Source organism: Pontibacter sp. YIM B11418, assembly GCF_059278805.1.
In genome coordinates this window covers 34774-60863 of record NZ_JCAEMH010000002.1, presented here as the reverse complement: position 1 = coordinate 60863, position 26090 = coordinate 34774, and the positions used below count along the sequence as shown (strand labels likewise).

At 49.4% G+C, this 26090-nt stretch carries 24 protein-coding genes; 13 read left to right on the top strand and 11 right to left on the bottom strand.

Annotated features, from left to right (window positions below; translation table 11 throughout):
- Nucleotides 1-13: 13 nt before the first annotated feature.
- Entirely contained in the window at nt 14-1261 is a 1248-nt protein-coding gene (locus AC4QZR_RS04585; protein ID WP_494479835.1) for an ABC transporter permease, read from the top strand.
- Nucleotides 1262-1264: 3 nt separating this feature from the next.
- Nucleotides 1265-1651, top strand: coding sequence for a DUF6678 family protein (locus tag AC4QZR_RS04580; protein ID WP_494479834.1), 387 nt, complete (start codon nt 1265-1267; stop codon nt 1649-1651).
- A gap of 72 nt (nt 1652-1723) precedes the next feature.
- Here AC4QZR_RS04580 and AC4QZR_RS04575 read toward each other — a convergent pair whose 3' ends face one another.
- The 3 genes from AC4QZR_RS04575 to AC4QZR_RS04565 all read right to left on the bottom strand — a co-directional run bounded on the left by AC4QZR_RS04575 (nt 1724) and on the right by AC4QZR_RS04565 (nt 5737).
- Complete coding sequence (locus AC4QZR_RS04575) at nt 1724-2365, bottom strand: OmpH/Skp family outer membrane protein (RefSeq protein ID WP_494479833.1); 642 nt, start codon at nt 2363-2365, stop codon at nt 1724-1726.
- Nucleotides 2366-2438: 73 nt separating this feature from the next.
- Entirely contained in the window at nt 2439-3758 is a 1320-nt protein-coding gene (gene mtaB / locus AC4QZR_RS04570) for a tRNA (N(6)-L-threonylcarbamoyladenosine(37)-C(2))-methylthiotransferase MtaB (protein ID WP_494479832.1), read from the bottom strand.
- Between the two features lie 140 nt (nt 3759-3898).
- Nucleotides 3899-5737, bottom strand: coding sequence for an LTA synthase family protein (locus AC4QZR_RS04565; protein WP_494479831.1), 1839 nt, complete (start codon nt 5735-5737; stop codon nt 3899-3901).
- Between the two features lie 266 nt (nt 5738-6003).
- Between AC4QZR_RS04565 and AC4QZR_RS04560 the strand changes: the two genes are divergently transcribed.
- Nucleotides 6004-8196: a glutamine synthetase III family protein gene (locus AC4QZR_RS04560; protein WP_494479830.1), complete on the top strand. Its 2193-nt coding sequence runs from the start codon at nt 6004-6006 to the stop codon at nt 8194-8196.
- 51 nt (nt 8197-8247) lie between these two features.
- Here AC4QZR_RS04560 and AC4QZR_RS04555 read toward each other — a convergent pair whose 3' ends face one another.
- On the bottom strand, nt 8248-8619 hold the full coding sequence (locus tag AC4QZR_RS04555; protein WP_494479829.1) for a hypothetical protein: 372 nt from the start codon (nt 8617-8619) through the stop codon (nt 8248-8250).
- A 293-nt stretch (nt 8620-8912) separates the two neighbouring features.
- On the opposite strand from AC4QZR_RS04555, the gene ispG reads away from it, so the two are divergent.
- The 4 genes from ispG to AC4QZR_RS04535 all read left to right on the top strand — a co-directional run bounded on the left by ispG (nt 8913) and on the right by AC4QZR_RS04535 (nt 12290).
- Nucleotides 8913-10886: a (E)-4-hydroxy-3-methylbut-2-enyl-diphosphate synthase gene (gene ispG, locus AC4QZR_RS04550; protein WP_494479828.1), complete on the top strand. Its 1974-nt coding sequence runs from the start codon at nt 8913-8915 to the stop codon at nt 10884-10886.
- Between the two features lie 106 nt (nt 10887-10992).
- Nucleotides 10993-11157 (top strand): DUF6728 family protein, encoded by a 165-nt coding sequence (locus AC4QZR_RS04545; RefSeq protein ID WP_018477848.1) that lies wholly within the window; start codon nt 10993-10995, stop codon nt 11155-11157.
- Between the two features lie 13 nt (nt 11158-11170).
- Nucleotides 11171-11515, top strand: a complete 345-nt coding sequence (locus AC4QZR_RS04540) for an MmcQ/YjbR family DNA-binding protein (RefSeq protein ID WP_494479827.1) — start codon at nt 11171-11173, stop codon at nt 11513-11515.
- Nucleotides 11516-11783: 268 nt separating this feature from the next.
- Nucleotides 11784-12290 (top strand): MarR family winged helix-turn-helix transcriptional regulator, encoded by a 507-nt coding sequence (locus tag AC4QZR_RS04535; RefSeq protein WP_494479826.1) that lies wholly within the window; start codon nt 11784-11786, stop codon nt 12288-12290.
- 127 nt (nt 12291-12417) lie between these two features.
- On the opposite strand, the gene leuS is transcribed toward AC4QZR_RS04535, so the two are convergent.
- On the bottom strand, nt 12418-15189 hold the full coding sequence (gene leuS / locus AC4QZR_RS04530; protein ID WP_494479825.1) for a leucine--tRNA ligase: 2772 nt from the start codon (nt 15187-15189) through the stop codon (nt 12418-12420).
- Between the two features lie 371 nt (nt 15190-15560).
- Here leuS and AC4QZR_RS04525 point away from each other — a divergent pair, with 371 nt between their 5' ends.
- Together AC4QZR_RS04525 and AC4QZR_RS04520 are read left to right on the top strand one after the other, a co-directional pair.
- Complete coding sequence (locus AC4QZR_RS04525; RefSeq protein WP_494479824.1) at nt 15561-16211, top strand: DsbA family protein; 651 nt, start codon at nt 15561-15563, stop codon at nt 16209-16211.
- A complete protein-coding gene (locus tag AC4QZR_RS04520) occupies nt 16208-16903 on the top strand; it encodes a DUF1003 domain-containing protein (protein WP_494479823.1) in 696 nt (231 codons plus the stop codon). The genes AC4QZR_RS04525 and AC4QZR_RS04520 overlap by 4 nt, the downstream gene beginning before the upstream one ends.
- A gap of 2 nt (nt 16904-16905) precedes the next feature.
- Here AC4QZR_RS04520 and AC4QZR_RS04515 read toward each other — a convergent pair whose 3' ends face one another.
- Nucleotides 16906-17646, bottom strand: a complete 741-nt coding sequence (locus AC4QZR_RS04515; RefSeq protein ID WP_494479822.1) for a DUF3291 domain-containing protein — start codon at nt 17644-17646, stop codon at nt 16906-16908.
- 116 nt (nt 17647-17762) lie between these two features.
- A complete protein-coding gene (locus AC4QZR_RS04510) occupies nt 17763-18257 on the bottom strand; it encodes a pyridoxamine 5'-phosphate oxidase family protein (RefSeq protein WP_494479821.1) in 495 nt (164 codons plus the stop codon).
- Nucleotides 18258-18394: 137 nt separating this feature from the next.
- On the opposite strand from AC4QZR_RS04510, the gene AC4QZR_RS04505 reads away from it, so the two are divergent.
- Nucleotides 18395-18982: an acyl carrier protein phosphodiesterase gene (locus AC4QZR_RS04505; RefSeq protein ID WP_494479820.1), complete on the top strand. Its 588-nt coding sequence runs from the start codon at nt 18395-18397 to the stop codon at nt 18980-18982.
- A 238-nt stretch (nt 18983-19220) separates the two neighbouring features.
- Here the strand turns inward: AC4QZR_RS04505 and AC4QZR_RS04500 are convergent, their stop codons facing one another.
- The 3 genes from AC4QZR_RS04500 to AC4QZR_RS04490 all read right to left on the bottom strand — a co-directional run bounded on the left by AC4QZR_RS04500 (nt 19221) and on the right by AC4QZR_RS04490 (nt 22547).
- The gene (locus tag AC4QZR_RS04500; protein WP_494479819.1) at nt 19221-19736 is read right to left on the bottom strand and encodes an FKBP-type peptidyl-prolyl cis-trans isomerase; all 516 of its coding nucleotides are present in this window, start codon (nt 19734-19736) and stop codon (nt 19221-19223) included.
- A 123-nt stretch (nt 19737-19859) separates the two neighbouring features.
- Nucleotides 19860-21800, bottom strand: coding sequence for an AAA domain-containing protein (locus AC4QZR_RS04495; RefSeq protein WP_494479818.1), 1941 nt, complete (start codon nt 21798-21800; stop codon nt 19860-19862).
- Nucleotides 21801-21962: 162 nt separating this feature from the next.
- A complete protein-coding gene (locus AC4QZR_RS04490; protein WP_494479817.1) occupies nt 21963-22547 on the bottom strand; it encodes a hypothetical protein in 585 nt (194 codons plus the stop codon).
- A 307-nt stretch (nt 22548-22854) separates the two neighbouring features.
- On the opposite strand from AC4QZR_RS04490, the gene AC4QZR_RS04485 reads away from it, so the two are divergent.
- Nucleotides 22855-23130, top strand: coding sequence for a hypothetical protein (locus AC4QZR_RS04485; RefSeq protein ID WP_494479816.1), 276 nt, complete (start codon nt 22855-22857; stop codon nt 23128-23130).
- Between the two features lie 265 nt (nt 23131-23395).
- On the opposite strand, the gene AC4QZR_RS04480 is transcribed toward AC4QZR_RS04485, so the two are convergent.
- Nucleotides 23396-24775 carry a DEAD/DEAH box helicase gene (locus AC4QZR_RS04480; RefSeq protein ID WP_494479815.1) on the bottom strand — a complete coding sequence of 460 codons (1380 nt, stop codon included), beginning with the start codon at nt 24773-24775 and terminating at the stop codon, nt 23396-23398.
- Between the two features lie 116 nt (nt 24776-24891).
- Here AC4QZR_RS04480 and AC4QZR_RS04475 point away from each other — a divergent pair, with 116 nt between their 5' ends.
- Together AC4QZR_RS04475 and AC4QZR_RS04470 are read left to right on the top strand one after the other, a co-directional pair.
- Complete coding sequence (locus AC4QZR_RS04475) at nt 24892-25251, top strand: AI-2E family transporter (RefSeq protein WP_494479814.1); 360 nt, start codon at nt 24892-24894, stop codon at nt 25249-25251.
- Nucleotides 25252-25456: 205 nt separating this feature from the next.
- Nucleotides 25457-26026, top strand: a complete 570-nt coding sequence (locus tag AC4QZR_RS04470) for a DUF2062 domain-containing protein (protein ID WP_494479813.1) — start codon at nt 25457-25459, stop codon at nt 26024-26026.
- The last annotated feature ends 64 nt before the right edge of the window (nt 26027-26090 follow it).

Below are 26090 nucleotides of genomic sequence, written 5' to 3'. Positions count from 1 at the left end.
TAAGACCCAACCTATGGACCTGTTCGAAAATATACGGGAAAGTATTCGAGCCATCAAAAACAATTTGCTCCGCACCATCCTGACAGGCTTGATCATTTCGATCGGCATTATGTCGCTGGTAGGTATACTCACAGCAGTAGATGGCATGAAGCACTCACTGAACCAGACCTTTTCGAGCCTTGGGGCCAACTCCTTTGATATCCGGAAAAAGTTCAACAGCGGCAATGGAAACAGCGGGCAGAGCAGAACGGAAAAGGTATATCCGAATATCACCTACGATCAGGCTATTAAGTATAAAGAACTAATGGGAGCAAAGGCGCAGGTAAGCCTTTCAGCGAATGTCTCGGGTGCTACCGTTGTGAAAAGTGCTACAGACAAGACGAACCCAAACATTAACGTAATAGCCGGAGACGAATTCTACCTGGCAGGTCAGAATCTGAACCTCGAGCGTGGACGTTCGTTTTCTACTTATGAATTGGAGCTAGGAACGAATGTTGCCATTATCGGTAAAGAGATTTCTGCCAAGCTCTTCCCGAAAACAGACCCTATCAACCAATACATCACCTTTCTGGGACGCCGTTTCAAAATTGTGGGTGAACTGGAGAAACGCGGCAGCAGCATGGGTGGTAGCGGCGGGGACCGCATGATCCTGATTCCGCTCGAAACTGGCCGCCAGATTCCGCAGGCAGGTACAGGCGCTCTGACCTATAATATTAAGACCTCCATCTCCAGACCCGAAGAACTCACTTATGTAATGGGCGAAGCAACTGGGGTGATGCGCAATGTGCGTCAGGACCGGTTAGGTCAGGAAGAGTCCTTTGAGATCAGAAGAAGCGACTCCCTGATCCAGAGTCTGAACGAGATTTCCGGGTACCTGAAAGTAGGCGGATTTGTTATCGGGTTCATCACCTTGCTGGGTGCCTCTGTCGGGCTGATGAACATCATGATGGTGTCGGTAAACGAGCGTACGCGTGAGATTGGTGTTCGCAAGGCGCTGGGAGCAACCGCTAAACAGATCCAGCAGCAGTTTCTGATAGAAGCCGTAGTGATCTGTATCCTGGGTGGTATAGTTGGTATTTTCCTGGGTATACTGATGGGCAATGGCATTGCTTCTCTGATTGGAGAGGGCGGGTTTATAGTTCCGTGGATTTGGGTGTTTGTTGGCCTTACAATCTGTGTGCTGGTGGGGGTGCTTTCAGGATTTTACCCAGCACGTCGTGCTTCCAAACTCGACCCGATTGAATCGCTCCGCTATGAATAACCTATGGCCGAACCAGTAGATGTTTTTTCCCGTCTCTTAGAAAAGAAACGCCTGGTGCCAATTCTGAATCAAACGAAGTGGCGCGAGCTGATCGGGGCAATTTGCGAGCTGTCACTGATCGATCTGAATGTCCGCATAAAGTACCTGCAGGACGAAAAGGAGCCAGTTGGGTATGCACCCATCTGGTGGAATCAATTGGAGCAGACGGGTCTGAACAACATTGAGTGGCTGGAGATAAAAGCTTTGAAAGAAATTGGTGCCGGGCTGCTAGCGCCTACGCTTCAGGAAGACTATACAGATCTGATTCACAAGTTACTGGATAGGTATAGCATCCCCTATGTAGTGGATGGCGAAGTGTTCCGGATAGCGGGGTATCTGCAATTGCAATAACTGACCAGAATCCAGAATAAAAAAGGCGGACTTAAGAGTCCGCCTTTTCTTTTGCTATACCTGTCTGTCAGGTTATTTCTTTTTGGTAGCAGCCGTGTCGGTAGTCTTTGCTGATGCCTTCTCCTGGTCGTACTCGTTGTTCAAGCCAGTCAGTACTTCTTCTGTTATATCCAGAGAGTTATCACCGTACAAAATAGCGCTCTGGCCTCTTGAGTAGGTCAGTACCATTTTGTAACCTCTTTCCTGGCTCAGCTTCTGCAGGTACGCCTCAACGCGGTCGTAGATTTTTTTCATTTCTTCTGCCTCTTCCGTAGCAAGCTGGTTACCGGTAGTCTGGCTCTGCTGCTGCAACTGCTGCTGGCGCTGTGCCAGTTTCTGCTCTGTAGAAGCACGCTGCTCCACGGTCATGCCGCCGCCGTTACGCTGGTAGTTCTGCACATCTTTCTCGAAAGCAGCTGCCTTGGACTGTAAATCTTTCTCGGCCTTCTGCGTTTTGGACTGGAAACGCGTACGAGCGTCTTTGAAATACTCATACTTGGTCAGCAGCGAGTCTGAGTTGATGTACACAATGTCAGTTGTGCCAGCAGTAGCCAGGCTGTCTGTGCTGGTTGCCGAAGTAGTGGCAGTGCCCGTTGCCTGAGGTTTTTGATCTGTGTTACAAGCAGTTACTAGAGCGCCCAAAGCAACTCCCAAAACGATTCTAGATAGGTTCACAAGTAGTTAATTAAACTGTTATTGATTGTTTCAGACTGAAAATATAGGGCTAATTTTTAAAAATTCAGAATTTTTAATGTTTCAGTACCTCTATATATGTTTCTTCGGCCTCCATTAGGCCCTGCTCGTTGATACCGGTCAGCCGTACATGCTTTGTTTCGTTGACCAGCACAGGATCGTATTTGGCCGCTACACGCACATAGTTTTCAGTCCAGCCCTCCATAACGCCATCTTTCACATCGTCCTCAAACAGCACTGTAAACTCACGGCCAACATTCTGCTCATAGAAATAGCGCTTTTTCTTTTCGGAAAGGATGCGTAGCATATCCGCCCGGCGGTTGCGGTCTTTGATGCTCACTTTGCCCGGCATATCGGGTGCTATGGTGTTTTCGCGCTCCGAGTAAGGGAACACGTGCAGGTAACTCACATCAAGCCCATTGATGAAGTTATAGGTCTCCAGGAAATCTTCTTCTGTCTCGCCCGGAAAACCTACGATCACATCCACACCAATGCAGCAGTGCGGCATCAGGTTTTTAATAGTAGCGACACGGTCCGCGTACAATTCGCGCAGGTAGCGGCGGCGCATCAGCTTCAGTATCTTATTGGAACCTGACTGTAGCGGTATATGGAAGTGGGGCATAAAGCGCTTGCTCTGGCTCACAAATTCAATGATCTCATCCTTGAGTAAGTTTGGCTCGATAGAGGATATCCTGAAGCGGTCTATACCTTCCACCTTATCCAGTTCCTGTACCAGTCCGAAGAAAGACTCCACGCGCTCCCCATCCCGCAAACCAAAGTCGCCGGTGTTCACGCCTGTCAGCACAATCTCTTTCACGCCTGACTCGGCTATTTCATTAGCAGAGCGCACCACGTTAGCGATGCTGTCGGAGCGGCTATTGCCACGCGCCAGGGGAATGGTACAGAAAGTACATGAGTAATCGCAGCCGTCCTGCACTTTCAGGAAGGTGCGGGTACGGTCGCCGAAGGAGTAGGAGTTATGAAAGGTGTTGGCCTCGCTGATAGCGCTGGCGTATACCTGCGGCTGTTCTTTCTTTTCGAAGATCTCCAGGATGTCTACCAATTGAAACTTCTCTGCGGCACCGAGCACGGCATCAACACCCGGAATCTCGCTGATCTCTTTCGGTTTGAGCTGGGCATAGCAGCCCACAATGGTTATGAATGCGTTTGGGGAGTACTTCTGTGCTTCCTTTACGATCTTGCGACATTTCTTATCTGCATTGTCGGTGACAGAGCAGGTATTAATCACGTAAATATCGGGCGTATCGGTAAACTCCACTTTTTCAAAACCACGCTCCTGGAATATTCTACCGATGGTGCTGGTTTCAGAGTAGTTGAGCTTACAACCCAGTGTATAAAATGCTACCTTTTTCATAATAAGGGTGCAAAGATAAGAATTAAAACTTTCAAAGCGTGAACGCGCCGCGATGTAATTAACCTATTGTCAGCCAATACTATACCTTATACCTGGCCGCACGCTTTTAACGCCCTATACCTGATATCGCTACCTGCCATCTACTTTCTTACAAAGTCCTCGAAGGAGTATTGCATATAGGCTTTTCCCAACTCAACCTGCTCGGGTGTTACCCCCTTGCCTTTGATGATTGGTTTTTCGGACACGTTGTCGAAGGAGAGCACCTTGCCCGGCGTGATGAACGTAAAGCCATCCCGGAAAACATAAAACGCAAAAGGATAGGTAGTTGGTGCCAACAGGTTGCGACTCCACTTGAAGTCCTGATAAGGCAAGCCCAACTGGTAGAGCAGGGTAGTGGCAACGTCAGTCTGACTGCCAATGGTAGAAATCGTTTGACCTTTTGTAGCCACTGCGCCACCGGTTAATATAAAAGGGATGCGGAATTTGGTGCTTCGGTAATTCGGATCGTCGTATGGCAACGGGTGGCCGTGGTCTGCGACAAGCACAATTAAAGTAGAGTCCCACCACGCTTGCTGGCGCGCCTGCTCGATGAACTGGCCCAGCGCCCAATCGGTGTAGTAGACCGAGTTCTTGAACTTGTCGCTTGTTTTATCGCCTTTGAATTTGGCTGGTATAGGAATCTCGAAAGGTTCGTGGCTGCTCAAGGTATAGACGGTGCTAAAGAAGGGTTCTTTTTCCTGGGCTAAGTCCTTCAGCACACGCTCAAACAGCACATGGTCATGAGCACCCCACTTAGAGTTGTAGCTGCTGGCCGGAAAATCATGCTTGTCGATCAGGCGGTCGTACTTACCGTTTTGCAGGTATGAGCGGATGTTGGCAAACTCCAGTTCACCTCCATAATAAAAGGACGTGCCATACCCGGCCTGCTTAAATACCTGGCTGAGGTATGGTAGTTTCTCCGTTTTCTTCGGGTTTTTGATGATGGAGGTTGTGGTCTGCACCGGATAGCCGCTCAAAAGCGCCACCATACCTTTTTCGCTGCGGTCGCCGCTCGAGTAGAGTTTGGTGAAGCTGATCCCTTCTTCGGCTAGCTTGTCCAGATTGGGCGTCACGCCCGGCAATCCGCCCAGATGCTCCACATACTTGGCCGTATAGCTTTCCAGAATGATAAAGAGCACATTCGGTCTTTCTACGCGAAGGATTTTCTCAGAAGAGTCCGCAGTGGTGGCATATAGTGCCGCCACTTTTGCAGCGGCGGCCTCATGGTCCATGTACTGATAGGGGTTGCGCGTCTCCTCGTTATACTTCAGCATGGTATCCATCAGGTTCCAGGGCATGTTGAGACCCGCATGGTTCGCATAGGGGTTGTCAGAGAAATACACCACACTCTGGTTGATCGGAATTTGTTGCCAGCCTCCCCGCATGGGCAGTATCAGCAAGGCAATGAATAACAGGGCTATACCTGCATACCGCAGCTTCGAAAACTTAAGGTGGTAATTCCTATAATCGAAGGTGAAACGAAAAAGTAGAGCAAACACCAGACTGGTGGCAAGCGCAATGATGCTCAGCAGCAGGATGGGGGCAGCCCCTGCTGATGCCGCCATTTCACCCGGCGTATTCAGGTATAGCATGGGAGTGGAGTCGAGCCGGAAACCCCAGTAAGTATAGAGCTCCAGGTCTACGGCCATCAACACCGACAGCAACACTAATATAGTATAGGTATAGTAGCGGATAAACTTACGCACCAGCAGTCCGGGGAACAGGGCAGCGGCCAGGATAGCCAGAAAAGGGATGGCACTCACATAAGAACTGAAGGAAAGATCGAGGCGCAATCCCTTTGCGAAAATGGTCCAAAGGTCAGATTGCGACAATTCCTGTGTGCGGTTATCATGGTAAAGCAGGAATATAGCCCTTGCTGCAACAAAGTAGAGCACCCAGAATAGAAAATAGAGCGGCTGATATAAAAGGCTTCGTTTCACGGCTGCAAATATACGATTTATGCGTCCTCTCTTAAACGCAGCTTGTTCAATTATAATTCAGGACGATAATATTGTAGCTGCCTATACCTCTATTTATGTTTTTAAGATGATGTTTTCAAAAACACCCCTGAATTAAATAGGGGGCCCTGGAAACATTCAGCTAAAAAACTTGGTTGACCCCCTAAAAAAACATACCCTCTCAGATACAACTTATTAATCTGGTTTTTACCTTTGTTCAGATTTTATACCCTAACCTCCTTCTCCCCATGGCAATTCTTCGATTCAAAGCGCTCGAACTGGTAAGTCAGCGCAAACCGGCAGAACTAGTGCTGCCTTCCAGTAAAATTTCAGAGTATTACGGAGAAAACGTGCTCGGCTATTCGGCTCTCCGTGCCACTATGTCTACTGAGAATTTCAAACGACTTTGCGCTGCCATTGATGCGGGTGAAAAAGTGGATCGTGTTTTGGCCGATGCTGTGGCTGCTGCCATGAAAACCTGGGCCATGAGCAAGGGTGCCACACACTATACGCACTGGTTCCAGCCACTGACAGGCTCTACAGCCGAAAAGCACGACTCTTTCTTCGACCTGACCAGTGAGGGCGATCCGATCGAGAGCTTCAAGGGCAGTGCCCTGGTGCAGCAGGAGCCAGACGCTTCCTCGTTCCCGAGTGGTGGTATACGCAATACCTTTGAGGCACGTGGTTACACTGCCTGGGACCCGTCCTCGCCAGCCTTCCTGATCGAGAACCATGGCACCCGCACACTGTGTATCCCTACAATTTTCGTTTCCTACACCGGTGAGGCGCTGGACTACAAAACCCCACTGCTAAAATCTTTGAACCTCCTAAACCAGGCTGCTGTGCCGGTTTGTCAGTATTTCGATAAGGAGGTAATGAAAGTGAACACCACACTGGGTATAGAGCAGGAATATTTCCTGGTGGACCGCGCCTTGTACGAAGCGCGCCCTGACCTGGCTATGACGGGCCGTACCTTGTTTGGTCATGCGCCGGCCAAAGGCCAGCAGCTCGAAGACCATTATTTTGGTTCTATACCTAGCCGCGTACACTCGTTCATGGTAGACTTCGAGAAGTCGGCCCTGAAGTTGGGTATACCATTGCGCACCCGCCACAATGAGGTGGCACCAAACCAGTTTGAGTGTGCCCCAACCTTTGAAGACGCCAACCTGGCCGTTGACCACAACCAGCTGTTGATGGACATTATGGATCGTGTAGCCGAGCGCCATGGGTTTAAAGTATTACTTCACGAAAAGCCTTATAAAGGCGTAAACGGCAGCGGAAAACACAATAACTGGGCGATGAGCACCGACACAGGTGTGAACCTGCTTTCGCCTGGCAAAAAGCCAAAAGAAAACCTGCAGTTCCTTACGTTCTTTGTGAATACGGTGATGGCCGTACACAAGCACGCCGACCTGCTGCGTGCCAGCATCGCCTCTGCCAGCAACGACCACCGTCTGGGTGCCAACGAAGCGCCCCCGGCTATCATGTCGGTATTTGTGGGCCAGCAATTGACAGCAGTGTTAGAGGAACTTGAGCGCACTGCTAAAGTTCCGATGGAGAAGGGCGATAATATGTACCTGAAACTAGGTATAGACAAGATACCGGAGATCCTCCGCGATAACACCGACCGTAACCGCACGTCGCCTTTTGCCTTCACAGGAAATAAGTTTGAGTTCCGTGCCGTAGGCTCTTCTGCCAACAGTTCTTCCTCTATTACTGTGCTGAACACCATCGTGGCCGATCAACTGATCGACTTCCGGGTAGCGGTGGACGATCTGATCGACAACAAGGGTATGAAGAAGGAGCTGGCCATCATTCAGGTGCTGCGCGAGTATGTGGCAGCTTCGAAAGCGATTCGTTTTGAGGGCAATGGTTACTCTAAAGAATGGGAGGACGAAGCTGCCAAACGTGGTTTGTCCAATATCAAATCAACCCCTCGTGCATTGGATGTTTACAGCAGTGAAGAAGTGCAGGACCTGTTTGCGCGCCACAATATCCTTTCCAGAATAGAGCTACACGCCCGCCACGAGATCCTGCTGGAAGATTATATCAAGAAAATCCAGATCGAGTCACGCGTTATGGGCGACCTTGCCTTCAACCACGTGATACCGACGGCTGTTGCCTATCAGAACAAGCTGATCCAGAACATTCGCGGCCTGAAGGACTTGGGGCTGGAAGATGAATTCACCGAATCCACCTTAGACTCGATCAAGCGTATATCCCGCCATATCAAAACGATCCAGACCAACGCCGTGGATATGATCCAGCATCGTAAGGTGGCTAATAAGATTGAAAATGTACGCGAGAAGGCGATTTTCTACAACGAGGAAGTAATGCCTTATTTTGAGGCCATCCGTACGAGTGTAGATAAATTAGAGCTGATGGTGGACGACGAGGATTGGCCACTGGTAAAATACCGCGAGCTGATGTTCAGACGCTAATCCGTATACCTTGTCAAGAGAAAGAGCACCTGTAATGGGTGCTCTTTTTATTTAGTTTCTGTTCCTGATCCAGCCGACGACTTCACCTGTTACTTTGGCCAGAATGATAGGCAAAAGTACGATTACAAGGGCAGTAGCAATGACCGGCCTGAGCCCCATCCGCATGATCAGTTTCCTGACGGCCTTGCTGCGTAGTTCGTCTAATACATACCTGCCCGCCCGGGTCATCGGCTTCCCTTTCAGTACTTCCAGGACACCGCGCCAATTGCCATGTTCTATTTGTCGTTTCAGAAAGCCCAGTACTGTATCTTTGGTGATCAGGAAGGCTTCACCTAGTTGTTCCTGCCGCAGTTTGCCCCAATGCAGGAGGGAACGGAACTTGACATCCGCGTTTTTAGGTATATAGGCACTCATATGTATCATTTTGTTTTACCTCTTAAGTTGATTCTCCTGTTCGGGTGCACTTTGTTATAAATAGCTTAAACGTTAGATTAGGCGTTTTATACAACAATATACTGATAATTTCTATACCCGGCTATACCTGAACAGAGGTTAGAGACTGACAGGTTATGCGAAACTGCCACAAAACTTGCGATGCTTACCTCTCTTTAAAATAATGATGCTAAATTTACGCTGCATGCCTGTTGAACAAAGCAGGTCTGAAATAAGTTAAGAGAACGAAGCTTTAGCGAAGGCCTGGAAGGCCTCATGTATATATGAACAAGATCTATTGTCCCAGCCTGACGGAGTATAAACGCAGAGAAACTATCGAAGTACAGATTGGCGAGGTGCCGATGGGCGCCCATCACCCAATCCGGGTGCAATCCATGACGACCGTGGACACCATGGACACACGGGGTTCCGTGGAGCAGTGTATCCGCATGATCGAGGCGGGCTGTGAATACATCCGCATTACTGCGCCAAGCATCAAGGAGGCCGAAAATCTGCGTCACATCAAAGCCGAGTTGCGCCGCCGTGGGTATAACACCCCCCTGGTAGCCGACATACACTTTACACCAAATGCCGCTGAGGTAGCTGCCCGTATCGTGGAGAAGGTGCGCATCAACCCGGGCAACTATGCCGATAAGAAGAAGTTTGAGGTAATTGAGTACAACGACCAAACCTATCAGGCTGAGTTGGACCGCATACGCGAGCGCTTTGTGCCGCTGGTGCGCATTTGCAAAGAACACGGCACGGCTATGCGCATCGGTACAAACCATGGCTCTCTTTCCGACCGCATCCTGAGTCGCTACGGCGACACCCCGCTGGGAATGGTGGAGAGCGCACTGGAGTTTTTGCGCATCTGCGAAGACGAGCAGTATTATAACATCGTCATCTCGATGAAAGCCTCTAACACGCAGGTGATGGTGCAGGCCTACCGTCTGCTGGTGCAGAAGCTGGAAGAGGAGGGACTGAAGCCTTACCCACTGCACCTGGGCGTAACAGAAGCTGGTGAGGCCGAAGATGGCCGCATTAAGTCGGCCGTAGGTATAGGCACCTTGCTGGAAGACGGCCTGGGCGATACCGTTCGTGTGTCCCTGACAGAAGCGCCGGAAGCGGAGGCACCGGTGGCCAAAGCACTCATCGACCGCTATACCTACCGGGCTAAAAAAGCTAACCCAATCAAGCCACTCTGCAACATTCCCATCGATCCGTTTCAATATCACCGTCGCGCTACTGGGGAGGTTGACAATGTAGGCGGACAAAACGTGCCGCGTGTACTGGCAGACCTGAGCCAGTTGCGCGATATACAATATGCCGACTTAAAAAGTGTCGGGCATTTGTATTCTATGCTGCTCGACAAATTCAACATGAACGATCTGGGAGCCGACTTCATCTATACCGGCGATCATCCGATCAACTTCATGCTGCCGAACGGTCTGAAAGAGATCATCAATTATGTACCTTGGCAATTGGTGGATGATCAGGAGCATCTGCATCCTTTGCTCACGGTGAAGCAATACCTGGAGGCTGCTCAACTTCATCCGAAGCTCAATTTCATAGAAACTGACGTCAATGGTATTTCTGATGATTTGATGGAGCGGTTGAAAACTGACCAAACGGCTGTGCTGGTACTTTATACCTCTAATGAGCACGCCATGCCGGAAATGCGCAAATGTTTCTTCCGCCTGATGAATAACGGTGTTAACACGCCAGCCATCATCAAGCGTTCCTACGGTGCCTTAACGACGGATGAAGTACAGCTCTACGCTTCCACAGATGTTGGTGGTTTGCTGATCGATGGACTCGGGGATGGCATCATGCTGGGCACAGAACTATTGCCAGCACAAGAGAAAGGCGCTTGGTTGAGCACAATTGAGAAACTTAATAACCTGAGCTTCGGCATCTTGCAGGCTGCGCGCACCCGAATGAGCAAAACCGAGTACATCAGTTGCCCAAGCTGCGGCCGTACCTTATTCGATTTGCAGGAAACCACTGCCATGATCCGCAAAAGAACCGATCACCTGAAAGGCGTGAAGATTGGCATTATGGGCTGCATTGTGAACGGTCCGGGTGAGATGGCCGACGCGGACTATGGCTACGTTGGTGTCGGGAAAGACAAGATTGCGCTGTATCGCGGACAAACTGTTGTCAAGAAATCTGTACCTGCCGACAGGGCGGTAGATGAATTGATCGAGTTGATCCGGGAGGATGAGAAGTGGATTGAACCTGTGCAGTTGGAAGCGTAGTGGTATAGCTAATGCTACCATACAGGTCAACAGATTGATTTAAAGTAATGTAAGTGGTTATAGGTATAGTAGCCCGCCATGTTTTTAAAATATTAATTACCGCACAATGAAAGGATTATTTGATTTTACAGAGGTGGCTACCTACTTCTTTCGCAAAAAAGACCCGAACCGGAAGACTAATTTCAACCTCCGGGCCATGCATACCATCAACAAGATCTCTATTCTGATGTTTTTGGCGGCCATGGTTTACTTCGTGATCAAGCACTGGTAATCAGCTTTCCGTCGTGAACATCGAAGACTTAAGGGATTACTGTCTGGCAAAACCGGGAACCACCGAAGAGATGCCTTTTGACCAGGACACGCTTGTATTTAAAGTAAGCGGTAAAATGTTTGCTCTTTGTAGCCTGTCTGAGTATGAGAAAGGTATAGCCTTGAAATGTGATCCGGAGCAGGCCGTTCTTTTGCGGGAGCAGTATAGCCAGATCCTGCCCGGCTACCATATGAATAAGAAACACTGGAACACGGTACTCCCTGAATCAGGCTTGGCGCTGGAGATTATCAAGTCCTTGATCGACCAGTCTTATACCTTGGTCGTGGCCAAATTACCTAGAGCGCAGAAGCCTGCCTAGATAATAAAGTCTGGAAATATCGTTACAACAATAATTTTTATTGCTCCAGTATCTGCCTCAAAAAATGTGAATCCCGCATAAACCGGCATTGGATTATAACATAAGATGCACTTTGCTGCCTGTTTTTGAGTGTTTTGTCTGAAAAAGTCTCTGAAAGAATTTAAATGAAGATTTTAGTGTAAAATAGTTGATGTGAAGATTGTAACATATACAAAAGTTTATATGTATATTAAGATCATTTTCGCAACTATTCACCCTAAATCTCACTATGCACTCTCAACAAGGAGTAGGCGTTTTTGCCTACAGAAACGAATGGCAACATGCCAGTCTACACATTATCCTAACAAACAGTTTGCTGCTTAACAGTTACGAAGAGTTTTTTAGAAAGCATGAAGTAACAGGCCAGCAATACAACATTCTTCGAATCTTACGCGAGCACTATCCTAAGCCAGTTTCCACTTCGGTATTGCGCAATAATATGCTCGACAAGATGTCAGACACTTCCAGACTGGTTGGCCGCCTCAAAACCAAAGGACTGGTGGAAGTAGAGCGTAACAGCACTGATAAGCGTCTGGTGAACATCGTAATCTCCGATAAAGGATTCAGGCTGTTGGATCATATCGGAAATAACCTGTATAAGCTAGACAACCTGCTGCAGGGACTAACCGAGGAAGAGGCAACCACACTGTCCAGCCTGCTGGCTAAAGCACGGGAGTCGATCTCTAGCGCAGAGGTACGTCTTTCCGCCGCTCTTCAGCTGAATGAAGTTGTGTGAAAGAACATCTCACCACATGACAAGGATAGCTCAACAGGCTATCCTTTTTTTTGCTACTAAAAACCAAAAGCCGCCAGATTTGGGGTCTTAGCGGCTTTTGGAAAAGTTAGTGGTAAGATGGAACTCCTTATACCACCACGTTGATGATTTTGTTAGGGACGATAATCACTTTCTTTGGTGTTTTTCCTTCCAAAAACTTTACAATCTGCTCATCCGCCAGCACCGCCTGCTCCATCTCTTCACGTGGTGCATCAATGGCAAAGGCCAACTTTCCGCGAGTCTTGCCGTTCACGGATACCGGGTACTCGAACGTATTCTCTACCAAATGCTTTTCATCCCAGGCCGGGAACGGAGCGAACGTGATACTTTCGCTATGACCCAACTTTTCCCAAAGCTCCTCCGCGATGTGCGGGGCGTAAGGGGCCAGGGCAATAGTCAATGGCTCCAGAATGGCCCGTTTATTTGTCTTGAGGGGCGTTAACTCATTTACGCAAATCATGAACGTGGCAACGGAGGTATTGAACGAGAAGCGCTCAATGTCTTCCTCTACCTTCTTCACGGTTTTGTGTAGCGATTTTAACTCTGCCGCGGTTGGTTCGTCGTCTGACACTGAAAAGTTGCCAGCATTGTCATGGAAAAGTTTCCAGAAGCGCTTCAGGAACTTGGTCACACCGTCCATGCCATGTGTATTCCAGGGCTTGAACTGCTCCAGCGGACCCAGGAACATCTCGTACATACGCAGGGTGTCAGCCCCGTTGCGCTCCACCAGTATATCCGGGTTCACCACGTTATACTTCGACTTCGACATCTTCTCGATCTCTACTCCACAGATGTATTTACCCTCTTCGAGCACAAACTCCGCATTGGCATTCTCCGGTCTCCAGGCTTTGAAGGCCTCCAGGTCCATCTCATCATTCTCCACGATGTTCACATCCACATGCAGTGGCGTTGTGTCGTATTGTTTGCGCAGGCCGTAGGATACGTACGTGTTGCTGTCCTTTACACGGTACACAAAATTTGACCGACCCTGTATCATACCCTGGTTGATCAGCTTTTTGAACGGCTCCTGTTCTACTACCAACCCCAGATCGAACATGAATTTGTTCCAGAAACGGGAGTAGAGGAGGTGACCAGTAGCATGCTCGGCACCACCCATGTAGAGGTCCACATTTCGCCAGTATTCGACTTTGGCCTTGTCGGCGAAGACCTGGTCGTTTTGCGGGTCCATGTAGCGGTACCAGTACCAGCTCGAGCCGGCCCAACCAGGCATAGTGCTCAGTTCATACTCATACTGGTCCTTATATTTCCAATCAACAGCGCGGCCAAGTGGTGGCTCGCCTGTCTCGGTTGGCAGGTAGGCGTCGATCTTTGGTAACTCCAGTGGCAGCTCGCTTTCGTCCAGCAAGTGCGGTATACCGTCCTTAAAGTAAACGGGCACCGGCTCACCCCAGTAGCGCTGTCTGCTGAACACCGCATCGCGCATGCGGTACTGTGTGCGGCCTTTGCCTACGCCCAGTTCTTCAGCTTTGGCTATACCTGCGGAAATGGCTTCTTTCACATCCAGCCCGTCCAGGAAACCGGAGTTGATGATCTTTCCTTCTTTAGCAGCATAGGCTTCTTCTTCCAGATTGCCACCGGCTACAACTTCCCTGATCGGCAATTTAAAATGTTTAGCGAAGGCATAGTCGCGCGAGTCGTGCCCTGGAACGGCCATTACGGCACCTGTTCCATAACCAGCCAGCACGTAGTCTGCGATCCAGATCGGCACACGCTCTTCAGAGATCGGGTTGATGGCATAGGCTCCGGTAAACACACCGCTAACGGTTTTCACGTCCGTCATACGCTCGCGCTCTGAACGGTTTTTGGCTACGTTAACGTAGGCCTCCACCTCAGCACGCTGTGCATCCGTGGTGATTTCGTTTACCAGTTCATGCTCCGGCGCCAGTACTACAAAGGTGGCACCGTAGATCGTATCGATACGGGTCGTGAATACCTTGATCTTCTCGGAAACACCTCCCTCTATGGCGAAGTCCAGCTCGGCACCTACGGACTTACCGATCCAGTTGCGTTGCATTTCTTTCACCGGTTCCGGCCAGTCTATACCTTCCAGCCCTTGCAACAGGCGCTCGGCGTAAGCGGTGATGCGCATCATCCACTGGCGCATCAGTTTGCGCTCTACCGGGTAACCTCCGCGCTCCGATACGCCGCCCACTACTTCGTCGTTGGCCAGCACCGTGCCCAGGGCAGGGCACCAGTTCACTACAGCATCGGCTACGTAGGTAAGTCTGTACTTCAGGAGTATGTGAGCTTTCTCCTGCCCGTGCATGGCGTTCCATTCTTCGGCTGTGAAGGCCGGGGTGTCTTCGTCGCAAGCGGCTTGTATACCTGCGTTTCCATTTGCTTCGAACGATGCGATCAGCTTATCGATGGACTCAGCTTTGTAAGCCGTATAGTTATAGTAGCTGTTGAAGAGCTGCATGAAGATCCACTGCGTCCATTTGTAATAGCTCGGATCAGAGGTGCGAACTTCGCGCTCCCACTCGTAAGAGAAGCCAATATTCTTCAGCTGTTCGATGTAACGGCCAATGTTCTCCTCAGTCGTAATGGCCGGGTGCTGACCGGTCTGGATGGCGTATTGCTCGGCTGGCAGACCAAAGGCGTCGAAGCCCATGGGGTGCAGCACGTTAAATCCTTTGGCGCGTTTGTAGCGGCTCACAATGTCAGAGGCGATGTAGCCGAGTGGGTGCCCTACGTGCAGACCCGCACCAGAAGGGTAGGGGAACATATCCAGCACATAGTACTTCGGTTTGTCGGTGTTTTCGGTGGCTTTAAACGTCTGATTCTCTTCCCAGTAGCGCTGCCACTTTTTCTCAATCTGATTGAAATTATACTCTGACATAGTTTCTCGTGTATTCGCTTGATCAAAACAAGCTGCTAAGATACGTTAATTGGCTAAATTGTTAAATGGTTGAATTGTTTATTGTTGAATTGCTGAATAGTTAGGGGTTGCTGGTTATGCGACAGGTATAGGCTTAGGGCAACTTCCTGGCTGTTTAAACAGGTAGTAAAGAGCTAACAGGTATACCTTGGATTGATGGTTCGAATTGTAATGGCGAAGATGTTATCAGTTTACAGAAATACGAATTATCAAAAATCAGAACGCTTGCACACTATCCAAACAATTAGCTATCTAACAATTCTACCATTTAACAATTTAGCCATTTAACAATCAAAAAAGTACCTTTGCAACCTGAAGACAATCTGAATGACATGGAAAAATACGATCTGCTGGATGTGCCGCACCTGATTTATGTAATGGACCCGATGTGTTCGTGGTGCTATGGATTTGCACCGGTGCTGCATCAGCTCAATAAAGAACAGGAAGGCAAGCTGAAATTCAAGCTGGTGCTCGGCGGTTTGCGTCCGGGCACGACGGAGCCAATGGGCGACGAGATGAAAGCGGCGTTGCAGCAACACTGGCAGGAAGTGGGGAAGGCCACCGGACAGCCTTTCGATTTTGATTTTTTTGAGCGCGACAGTTTTGTTTACGACACAGAACCCGCTTGCCGCGCCGTGGTAACCATGCGCTACCTGCAGCCGGAAAAAGAACTGGAGATGGCCGAGGAAGTGCAGCGCGCTTTTTATGCCCGCAACAACGATGTGACCAAAGCCGAGGTGCTGGCTGAGATCGCGCTGGGACTGGGTATAGCAGAAGATACTTTCCTGGAGAAGTTTCACTCCGATGAAATGAAAGAGAAGACCCAACAGGATTTCCTGATCGCGCGCCATCTGCAGGCCAATGCTTTCCCGAGCGTATACCTGCTAGTTGGCCACAACCTGAGTCTGTTGAGCCGTGGCTACCGCCTGTACGATGCCATGAAAGCCAAGCTGGAAGAAGCGCTCAAAGCAAGCAGGCCATGAAAACCGCCGTCTGTCACCTCACCAAAAGGCATCTGCCCTTAAATCAACTGGCACTAGGAGCCACCATCCGGCGGCCGATATTTCAGCTGATTCAGGCCGACTACCCGGACTTTACCGACGGGTCGTATGTGGCGATAGGCAATCTGAACTTGTACCGTAAAAAGTACATGGAGCAAATGCTGGAAAAAGAACTCGGTGAGATTTCAGATCTTGAAAAGGAGGTACTCGACAGCATTCAGGAAAACGAACTCTTATCAAACAACATTGAGGAGGAGCTACGGGAAAATCTATCGGTTGGAGACAGGATGGCCGATCGCATTGCGACGTTTGGTGGTAGCTGGACCTTCATTATGGCATTTTTCGGGTTCATTCTGGTCTGGATGCTGGTGAACGTATACCTGCTTGCCACACGCTCTTTTGACCCGTACCCCTTTATATTACTCAACCTGATCCTGTCTTGTCTGGCGGCCATTCAGGCGCCCATCATCATGATGAGTCAGAACCGCAAAGAGGCAAAAGACCGGCAGCGCTCTGAGTATGACTACAAAGTAAACCTGAAAGCGGAGTTGGAGATACGCCTGCTGCATGAGAAGATCGACCACCTGATTGTGCACCAAAACCAGCGATTGCTTGAAATTCAGGAAATTCAGATTGATCTGATGGAGGATATCCTGAACCGGTCCAGAAAATAGACTTAACTTAAGGTATTGCTGATTACTTTGGCTAGTGGGTCAGCCCCGTTCCACAAGCCTTGGGTTTCGACAGGTATAAAACGGGCAAAAAGCTCTTCGCTATACCACTTCTCAGCGCGTGTTCGTTTGATCACCTCTTTATGTAGTGCGCTTTGGTAGGCATAGGCTTTCATGGCTTCCATCGACTCCCACACACTGAACGTAGCCTGCCGGATAAGCGGAATCTCACCCAGCCCGATAGAACAAATAAGCCCTTTTGCTTCATCCAATGACTTGCTCACTTTAGGTGTAAAGCGCCAGAACTGTGGCAAGGCCCGCCAGTTAATAGAAGCCCGGGTGAGCACCGCAACCGGACCATCGTGCTGTTTTTCTGACAGTTGCGGAGTAAAGGGCTGTACCCCGTCCCAGAGTCCGTGCGCCTGTGTCGGTAGCAATTTCACGGTCCAGATCTCGGAGGCATGCAGGCGGTACTCCAGTATTAACTCGGAACGCTCCAGAAATTCGTCGGCTGCCTCTTCACTTTCCCAAGTGCACATCAGTCCATACCTTCTGAAGTTAGGCTTTATGCTGAAGCCTTTGCCTTGGCCGCTGCCAAGCAATTTGTGAAATAGTAAACCAGGAATTTGATTCAGTTCGGCTCCTTTAGTGCCCATTTGGGCCAAACCCCAACGGATATGGCCTTTCCGAAAACCGAAAAGCGTCAGGGTGGTAAGTCGATCAGACTGTGGTGTAACTCGTCGCAAGGGGTTCGGTATTAAATGGTAAGTACAAATGCAATCTACAAAAGGAATAAATCAAAAACACCTGCCTAACGGAAATGTTTGGCAGGTGTTTCCTTTATTTTAACTTGGCGCTATGCCTATAAGTTGATCTTCTTATTCTCGCCCGGATCGTAGCTTTCGCCAGACAAAGTTGCCTTCACGAAACCGATCAGGTGGGTGACAGCACTATTGGGGGAATCCCAGTATTCAGCTTTTTCGATGTCTACCCGGATAAGGCCTACATTCGGATCATCTTTTCCGCCCGGGAACCAGGCTTTCAGTTCCGGTGACCAGAGCTCCTCAATTTTGGCTCTGTCTTTTGAAAGAGTAGCTCTTCCGGATACTGATACAAATGAATTGTCGGATGGCTTGGAGTAACCCAGGTTTACATGCGAATCGTTTTTGATTTCATGCGATTTTCCTGATTCATAACCTGTAAAAAACCACATCACCCCGTCCTCGCTTATTTTTTGGGTGCTCATGGGGCGGCTTCTCAGACTTCCATCGTCATCAACGGTCGTCATCATAGTAAAATCAATGTCCTTGATCAGGTCTATCAGCTTATTCAGATTCTCTTTTCGTTCGTTATTCATAGTGATATGTTGTAAATTGGATTTGTACTTGAGTACGGGTGCTTTCGACAAAGAGTTTGTTAGCCTTTGCTCAACTTCCTTTACAACCATGCATCAAGCAAGATGTTTAAACAAATACGTAAGCAAGCTGAACTGATTTGAACTACCTGGCCCATATCTTTCTCTCCGGCGACGATGAAGCGCTGCTGATAGGCAATTTTATTGCGGATGCAGTGAAGGGAAAACAGCTGGAGCTATATCCGGAAGGTATAGCCCGTGGCATCCGGCTTCACCGTTTGATAGACACGTATACCGACACGCACCCGGTTGTCAGTGAGACCAAAGCACGCCTGCGCCCGCACTTCCGCAAATACGCTCCGGTTGTGGCCGACCTGTACTTTGACCATTTTCTGGCCAGGCGATTTGCTGAATTTTCTGCTGAACCTTTAGAAGCTTATACCTCGCGCGTCTATACCTTAATCAACCAGCAATTGCCAAATTTACCGGAGCGGGTACAGTACTTTTTCCCTTACATGATGCGACAGAACTGGCTTCTTTCGTATGCCGAGGTATCAGGTATAGCGCAGGCCCTCGGCGGACTGAGCCGTCGCACTTCCTTTGAGTCAGGTATGGAAAGGGCAGGAGAGGAGTTGCTGGAAAACTATACCTTATATGATGCAGATTTTTCGCTCTTTTTCCCAGAACTGATCGCCTATGTGAAAGAGGTGCTGCCTGAGTTAAGCTGATTTTTTTGACGAAGGATTTTGTGACAGAGGGCAAAGGACTTTCCGGAAGAGCTTGAATCTACTTAGGAAGGTATAAGACCAGAGTTCAGTTTATTTACTTCAAGGTTGTTCCTGCTATACCTATAAAACGATAAAGAGCCGCTATACCTGCGGCTCTTTTTTTGTGTTTAGCAATTAAGCTTTTGACAAAGTCCCATGTCCAATAGTCCTTTGTCAAAAAAACCTTTGTCAAATAGGATTAATGGTGGTGCACACCGCCTTCGCCGTGTACGTGTCCATGGTCCAACTCCTCAGTAGTTGCTTCGCGCACTTTTTCTACTCTGCCTTTGAAGTAAAGCTCTTTGCCGGCCAGCGGATGGTTAAAATCCATCAGAATGGCGTTTTCTTTTACTTCGGCTACACGGCCCTGCAGCTGGTTGCCCTCGCTGTCCGCCATCGGAATGAAGTTACCTACTTCCAGCATGTTCTCTGGAATGCCACCTTCTACTTCAAAAACGCTCATCGGCAACTCTACCACGGCGTTTTGGTCGAACTCACCGTAACCCGCTTCTGAGTCCAGCTTAAATTCGAAACTGTCACCAGCGCTCTTGTCAGCCAGGTTTTCTTCGAACTTGTCTGGCAGGCCGCTCAAGCCGTATATGAACACCATTGGATTTTCTGTATTAGCAGTTTCAACGAGGGTTTGCTGACCGCCTTCGCTCTGAATATGAAGCTCGTAAGTAAGCGTCACCACTCTGTTTTTTTCAATTTTCATTATGTTGTGTTTTGGTTTTGTATCAGAAAGGTAAAAAGATTTACCGGAGAAGCATAACCCCTGTGGCTTAACATGCTTTACCTTCTGACGATGAATAAATTAAAATATAAACTTATACCTACGCTAAGGAAGGCTCTCAGTTAACTCCCAGGCACTTTTATAGGCTCCGATGCTTTCGACATAAGCGATCAAGGCAGCGAAAAACGGGTTCGTTGAAAGCGTAGCGCTATCGCCTACAATGATCAGCTTGCGGCGGGCGCGGGTCATGCCCACGTTCATGCGTCTTTCGTCCGCCAGAAAGCCGATTTCGCCCCGCTCGTTGCTGCGCACCAGGCTCATGCAAATGATATCGCGCTCCTGCCCCTGAAAGCTGTCCACTGTGCCAATGCTCAACTGGCGTTTCTGGTGCAAGTCATGCAGACGGGGCGTATGCTCCACTTTGTCCTGTAGGTAATTGATCTGGGCGCGGTAAGGCGCAATTACCCCAATCTTCAGCGGAGCTACTTCAGCCTCCTCGTCGTAATCCTTCAACAGATTCGATAGGTGGTTGATCAAAAGGTCCCCCTCTTCTGGGTTGGCAGAACTCATGGTGTCGGGCATCTCCGCTTCGTTATACCCGCAACCTGCTGTGTCGATGAACTCCACGGCCATGTCAGGCGCGAAGATCGGGCTATACCCGTGCAGCTCGGCACTGTGCACGCTTTCGTGTGCCACAAGTTCACCTCCGTAAAACTGCTGGTTGGAAAACTGCATGATGTGGTGGTGCATGCGGTACTGCGTCTTCAGCATCACTGATACCTCTGGCTGTCGGTTGATGCACTTCTCAAAAAGGGTCACGCTCAGTCCACCTTTATCCGCATCCAGCGACTTGATAGTAGGAGGCAACTGGCAGTGGTCACCGGCCAGCACGACATGGTTGGTGCGGCTGATCGGAATCCAGCAGGCCGGCTCCAGAGCCTGTGCCGCCTCGTCAATGAATACAGTGTCGTAGGTGAGGTGACGGATGGCTTTGTTGGCCGCACCCACCAGGGTACAGGTGATGACCTGCACGTTGTCCAGCAAATCGTCGGTGATGTAGTGCTCCACATTGTCGGCTTCCTCGAGCAGGCGTTGGTTTTCGTTTTTGTAAAGCTGCCGCTGCGCGCGCTCCTGGTGTCCGAACTTGCGTTTGAACTGGTAGGCCATGCGCTTATACTCCTCGGCCGTCTTCCGCAGATTTTTGAGGTCCTTATAAGCCCGGTGCGCCATCACCTGCGCATCCAGGGTATGCTCCAGCAGCACATCCGACACACGAGACGGATTGCCAATGCGGATCACGTTTACACCTTCGTTAGCGAGCTTCTCGGTCAAAAGGTCAACGGCTGTATTGGAAGGAGCAGTCACCAGCAGGCGCTTCTGCGATTTCAGGGTATGGAGGATGGCCTGCACCAGCGTGGTAGTCTTGCCTGTACCCGGAGGTCCGTGAATGATAGCCACATCTTTGGCCTGCGCAATTTTCTGCACGGCTTCGTTTTGCGATTCGTTCAGCACCTGTATTTCTTCCAGCTTCTCATCTGAGAAAGTGGCGGGCTTTATACCTAACATGATGTCGCGGAGCTCTGCCAGTCGGGTGCCCTTGGCTTCCTGCACCTTCTTCATGGCAATCTCCATTTCACGATAGCTGATCTCATCAAAAGTCAGCTCGATGCCCAAACGACCGGCATCCACCCAATCAGGAAGGTCTTCTTTATTGGTAGCCAGGATAACCTTGTTGCGCTTGACGCCCAGCACCACGCCACTCAGGCTGGCTTTCTCGCCGCTGTTCGTAAAAAGGGAGGCTGTTTTACCGGGCTGGAAAAGGTGTAGCTGATCACGGTCGGAGGTTCGCTCCAGTTCAATCACCACCTTGTTGCCGAAACCGATCTCTTCTTTAGAGATAACGACCGGATACCAGCAAAGGCCCATTTGTTTGCGCTCCGTAATGGAGCTTTTCAGTGCCTTCAGTTTGTACTGCTGCCGGTCTTCTTCCTGTTCAATTTTCAGCAGGTCCTGTACCTGCCGCAGTTCTTCAAAAATATCGATCATGCTTATCTAAAAAAGAAAGGCTGGGTACGAAGCGCCAGCCTTTTCCGTAGCTTTTGTCTTGTTCTTCTATACCTGAAAAGGTATCGTTTTATAACAAAAAGCGTGAACCAAATAATTCCGCTGTAACAGGCTGTTTCTTATACCTGTGGCAGCTATACGACTTTAGGCCTTCTTACGTTTTTTAGGCGCCTTCTTAGTGCTCAACCTAACCTGCAGGAAGACTGCGTAGAGGAAAAAGAGGAGTGCAGCACCACCCAGAATAGCGATTACACGGTCTTTACCATAACGTACCTCGTCGGTTGCTTTCAATTGCTCTTTCAGGTCCAGAATAACACGCTCGCGTTTCTTGGCCTGACTCTCGAGCGTGCTGATCTGCCCTTTCAGGTCGGTGATCTGGTTGTTGATCAGGCGCTCATCCTGTTGGATCATTTTGCCTGCCCGCTGGCTCTCCACAGTGCTTTCGGCAATTCTACGCACACTGGCCTCTTTCACAGCCGAGATCAGCTCAGAATCTTTGCGGATGATCTCTTTGAGGGTATCGATGATGTTGAGAAGGTCTTTTTTGGATTGCTTGCCCCAGAAATTGCTGTTTTGCCCGCTGTAATACTGGTACTCCAGAATAAGCTGTTCACGCTCGCCCATCAGACGGCTGAGTTTGTCTTCCTGCGGTGTTGTTTGTTCCTGTGCCTGCGCGCCCACAAACCAAAAGCAGCAAATACAAATAGCCAGTAGTTTCTTCATCATCATAAATAAGGGAAATGCTTTAATCTATCACGCAAATATGGCCATCCTTATTGGATTAGGCACAAATTATTTTTTGTTTAACCTCTAGAAACAGAGAAGGAGTAAGGGCAAAAGCACAAGGTCACTCAACATAGTCAGTGTCAGGGAAAATTTCGCGCCAAACGGTAAATACAAGTAGGTAAATAGCTGGTTTTGTGGCGAAAGAGCTTAAAAAGTGATGGGAATCATTTTGTCAATTCGGTTGGAGGTGTATATTTACTGCACAGTTTAAGTTTAGTATGCTGTTAACCTTATTGATTGACTCACTGTTATGAAGAAACTCGTTTTAGCTCTAGCACTAGTAGGATTTGTTGGTGCCGGGATGGCTACACCAGCCCTCGCCTGCGAAGGCGGCAAATGCAAGATGGAACATGCCGGCAAAGATGGCAAAACCAAAAAATCCAAAAAAGGCGAGAAAGCCGGGTCCTGCCATATGATGGAAGCTTCCGCCACAACCAAAGCAGACGGCAAATCTACAGCGTCGTGCTGTGCCAAAAAGGATGCGCCCAAGGCTGAAGCTGCCAAAGAAACAAAGAACCAGCGCTAGGCAGGGTGGTAGAGATTTATAAGAGGACTTGCTGATATTTCAGTAAGTACTCTTTTCATTTCAGGTATACCGGTCATGATTCGGAAGGTTTATGACCTAATGCCATTAACTTTTAGAATAATGGACTCTTCTATCATCTCGAAAGAATTGAGCGAGCTGAATTATTTCGAGATTCCTGTTAGGCTTCAGATTTCTCCCAAAGATCGAAATGACAAAAACTCTTAATTTGACAGAATTGAGCTACGATATTTCCCGACAATCTTCCTTACTTCACCAATCCAACTCTAAACTTCCTGCCCTTGATCTTGCCAGTCGTTAGCGCCTCCACAATCTCCTGAGCCCTATCTGCAGGTATAGCCACATAGCTGGCTTTGTCCTGCACTTCAATGCGACCGATCTGGTCGGCTTTCAATCCAGCTGCTGCGATCAGGGCACCCACTATATCGCGGGGACTCAGTTTGTCTTTCCGGCCGGCACTAATGTGGAGTGTAGCAAAGGCTTCTGTAGATTCAGGTTCAGCTTTCTCAACACGTGCAGCCAGTTCAGCGGTATTCAGCCATTCATCCATTCGTACCAGTCCCCAATCACGTAATTTTTGCTCGTCGCGTGTTGTGGCGAAGGTATAAACCTCGCCGCCTCGTCCGGCACGACCGGTGCGTCCGCTTCGGTGCAGGTAGGCGGCTTCGTCGTCTGGCAATTCGTAATGGATGATGTTTTTGAGTGCAGCAATATCTAGTCCGCGGGCAGCCAGGTCGGTTGCGACCAGCACCTGCGTGGTGCCGTTGCGGAAGAGTGTCATGGCTTTGTCGCGGTCCTGCTGTTCCATACCGCCGTGCAGGGAGCGGGCCCCAAAGCCGTGCTTGGCCAGCATCGCCGCCACATCGTCGGAGGCGCCACGGGTATTGCAGAACACGACCGTTCCGGCAGGGTTGATGCTTTGCAAAAGATGGATCAAGGCTTGCTGCTTATCTGGTTGCGCCACTTTTATACCTGTCAGTCGCACCTGGTCAGGTATAGCGTTGGGGGATACCTGTACAAACTGCGGATTTTTAAGCGAATCAGAGATCAGCTGCTTCACTTCGTCGGGCATAGTGGCTGAGAAGAGCACAGCCTGCCGCTTTTTAGGTATAGCCTCCAGAATCTGGTCAATTTCATCGGCAAATCCCATTTCGAGTAGCTTGTCAGCTTCGTCTAACACAAGCATGCGCACCTGACCAAAGTCAACGGTCTGACGGTAAAGGTGATCGGTTAAACGTCCAGGTGTGCCTACGAGCACCTGCGGCGGAAAAGCCAGCGATGCCCGTTCCTGCGAAAAAGAGTGTCCGCCGTAAAAAGCGCTGATCTTGAGGTTGTCGATCTTCTGTGCGAGCTGCTTCAGTTCGTGACGTACCTGCACAGCGAGTTCGCGTGTAGGTACCAGCACCAGCGCCTGTATAACCTGTTTGTTTGTGTCAATCTGTTGTAGAAGCGGCAAACCAAAGGCAGCCGTTTTTCCGCTGCCCGTCTCCGCTTGTCCGGCTATATCCTGCCCTTTGAGAAGTGGAGGTATAGCGGCAAGCTGAATAGGAGTAGGGGTGTGAAAATCTAGCTCAGCGAGGCGCTCCAACAGCGCAGGGGAGAGTCCCAGTTGATCAAAAGAAGCCATAGGCATGGGTACGTGAAGCGCAAAGGTACGGATTCCCATATATCCACTCCGCTATTTTTTCAGCATGAGGGGTATGGCTAATGATTATAAGCGGGTAAAAAGTGACTAACTGGTAATTGTTTCTGTCAATTCCTTCCCTCTATACCTTGGTTGTGCAAGGAGATCCGCAGAAAGCGATTGCCGTGCTGTTGCTCTTTCTGCCGATGAAGTTAACTGTAAACAACATTCTCACACCCAACATCACGGGGAGCCTCATCAACATCAACCCGTTCTTTACTATTCTTGGCATCATAGTAGGGGGCATGCTGTGGGGCTTGCCGGGCATGTTTGTGGCGGTACCCATTCTGGGTATGTTCAAAATATACTTCGACCACTCGCCGACCTGCAGCCTTTTCTTATATGCTGGGCATGGTGGCACGGAAGAGCATCCGCTCACGTTAGACAAAATACTTCGTTTTCTGCGCATCAGGAAATAAAACACTCCCCAAGAGGGTGTTTTTGACTACCTTTAAATTAACTGAAACAATACGGATGCAGACAGGTTACTTTGGTGGATTCCCGGCATTAACCCAAGAGAAGCAGCCCGTCATTTTTTAAGCTGGAGTACATGCAACTCTTTTATGTTTTGAGGCGTCTTCTCTGTAGTCCTGTCACCCAACAAAATTTAATTTAGCCAACGGATTGTCTACCTCCATCATTACCGCATTTTTCAAACGCCGAATCGTACAGCCTGTGCTCAACTTGCTTCGGCAGGGCATGACACCGCATAAGCTGGCTGTAACGGTTGCGCTGGGCACGGTGGTGGGTATATTGCCTGCTCTGGGCGTCACGACGGTGATGGGAACCGCGCTGGCTGCCCGTTTCCGACTGAACATCGCAGCCACGGTGCTGGTCAGCTACCTGGTGCATCCGCTGCAACTACTGCTGATTATTCCTTTCATAAAGGCTGGTATCTTCATGTTTGGGCTCGATGAGCTCAAGCTGTCCCTGGACGAAATGATCGCTATGTTCAGACTGGACTGGCTGGCTGCGCTCAACAAGCTTTGGGTGGCCAACCTGGCTGCTGTTTCGGCCTGGGCCATATTGGCTATACCTGTTGGCGCGCTGCTATACGTTGCGCTACTTCCAATTTTAAAGCGGGTTTTGCCGAAACCATCATCAGTTACCGGTACTATACCTGCCAATTCTATACCTGAGCTAAATATACCTGTTATACCTATACCTGAAACCGAAGTGCAGCCTCAAGTCTGAGGAATTACATCTTATACCTTAGACCTGTAAAACAAGAAAGCCAGCTCCTTAACGAAGCTGGCTT

What these genes read in the sequence shown, in the direction of transcription:
- AC4QZR_RS04585 (WP_494479835.1), top strand. Translation starts at nt 14, where the DNA reads ATGGACCTGTTCGAAAATATACGGGAAAGTATTCGAGCCATCAAAAAC.
- AC4QZR_RS04580 (WP_494479834.1), top strand. Translation starts at nt 1,265, where the DNA reads ATGGCCGAACCAGTAGATGTTTTTTCCCGTCTCTTAGAAAAGAAACGC.
- mtaB (WP_494479832.1), bottom strand. Translation starts at nt 3,758, where the DNA reads ATGAAAAAGGTAGCATTTTATACACTGGGTTGTAAGCTCAACTACTCT.
- AC4QZR_RS04560 (WP_494479830.1), top strand. Translation starts at nt 6,004, where the DNA reads ATGGCAATTCTTCGATTCAAAGCGCTCGAACTGGTAAGTCAGCGCAAA.
- AC4QZR_RS04555 (WP_494479829.1), bottom strand. Translation starts at nt 8,619, where the DNA reads ATGATACATATGAGTGCCTATATACCTAAAAACGCGGATGTCAAGTTC.
- ispG (WP_494479828.1), top strand. Translation starts at nt 8,913, where the DNA reads ATGAACAAGATCTATTGTCCCAGCCTGACGGAGTATAAACGCAGAGAA.
- AC4QZR_RS04545 (WP_018477848.1), top strand. Translation starts at nt 10,993, where the DNA reads ATGAAAGGATTATTTGATTTTACAGAGGTGGCTACCTACTTCTTTCGC.
- AC4QZR_RS04535 (WP_494479826.1), top strand. Translation starts at nt 11,784, where the DNA reads ATGCACTCTCAACAAGGAGTAGGCGTTTTTGCCTACAGAAACGAATGG.
- leuS (WP_494479825.1), bottom strand. Translation starts at nt 15,189, where the DNA reads ATGTCAGAGTATAATTTCAATCAGATTGAGAAAAAGTGGCAGCGCTAC.
- AC4QZR_RS04525 (WP_494479824.1), top strand. Translation starts at nt 15,561, where the DNA reads ATGGAAAAATACGATCTGCTGGATGTGCCGCACCTGATTTATGTAATG.
- AC4QZR_RS04520 (WP_494479823.1), top strand. Translation starts at nt 16,208, where the DNA reads ATGAAAACCGCCGTCTGTCACCTCACCAAAAGGCATCTGCCCTTAAAT.
- AC4QZR_RS04510 (WP_494479821.1), bottom strand. Translation starts at nt 18,257, where the DNA reads ATGAATAACGAACGAAAAGAGAATCTGAATAAGCTGATAGACCTGATC.
- AC4QZR_RS04500 (WP_494479819.1), bottom strand. Translation starts at nt 19,736, where the DNA reads ATGAAAATTGAAAAAAACAGAGTGGTGACGCTTACTTACGAGCTTCAT.
- AC4QZR_RS04495 (WP_494479818.1), bottom strand. Translation starts at nt 21,800, where the DNA reads ATGATCGATATTTTTGAAGAACTGCGGCAGGTACAGGACCTGCTGAAA.
- AC4QZR_RS04490 (WP_494479817.1), bottom strand. Translation starts at nt 22,547, where the DNA reads ATGATGATGAAGAAACTACTGGCTATTTGTATTTGCTGCTTTTGGTTT.
- AC4QZR_RS04485 (WP_494479816.1), top strand. Translation starts at nt 22,855, where the DNA reads ATGAAGAAACTCGTTTTAGCTCTAGCACTAGTAGGATTTGTTGGTGCC.
- AC4QZR_RS04480 (WP_494479815.1), bottom strand. Translation starts at nt 24,775, where the DNA reads ATGGCTTCTTTTGATCAACTGGGACTCTCCCCTGCGCTGTTGGAGCGC.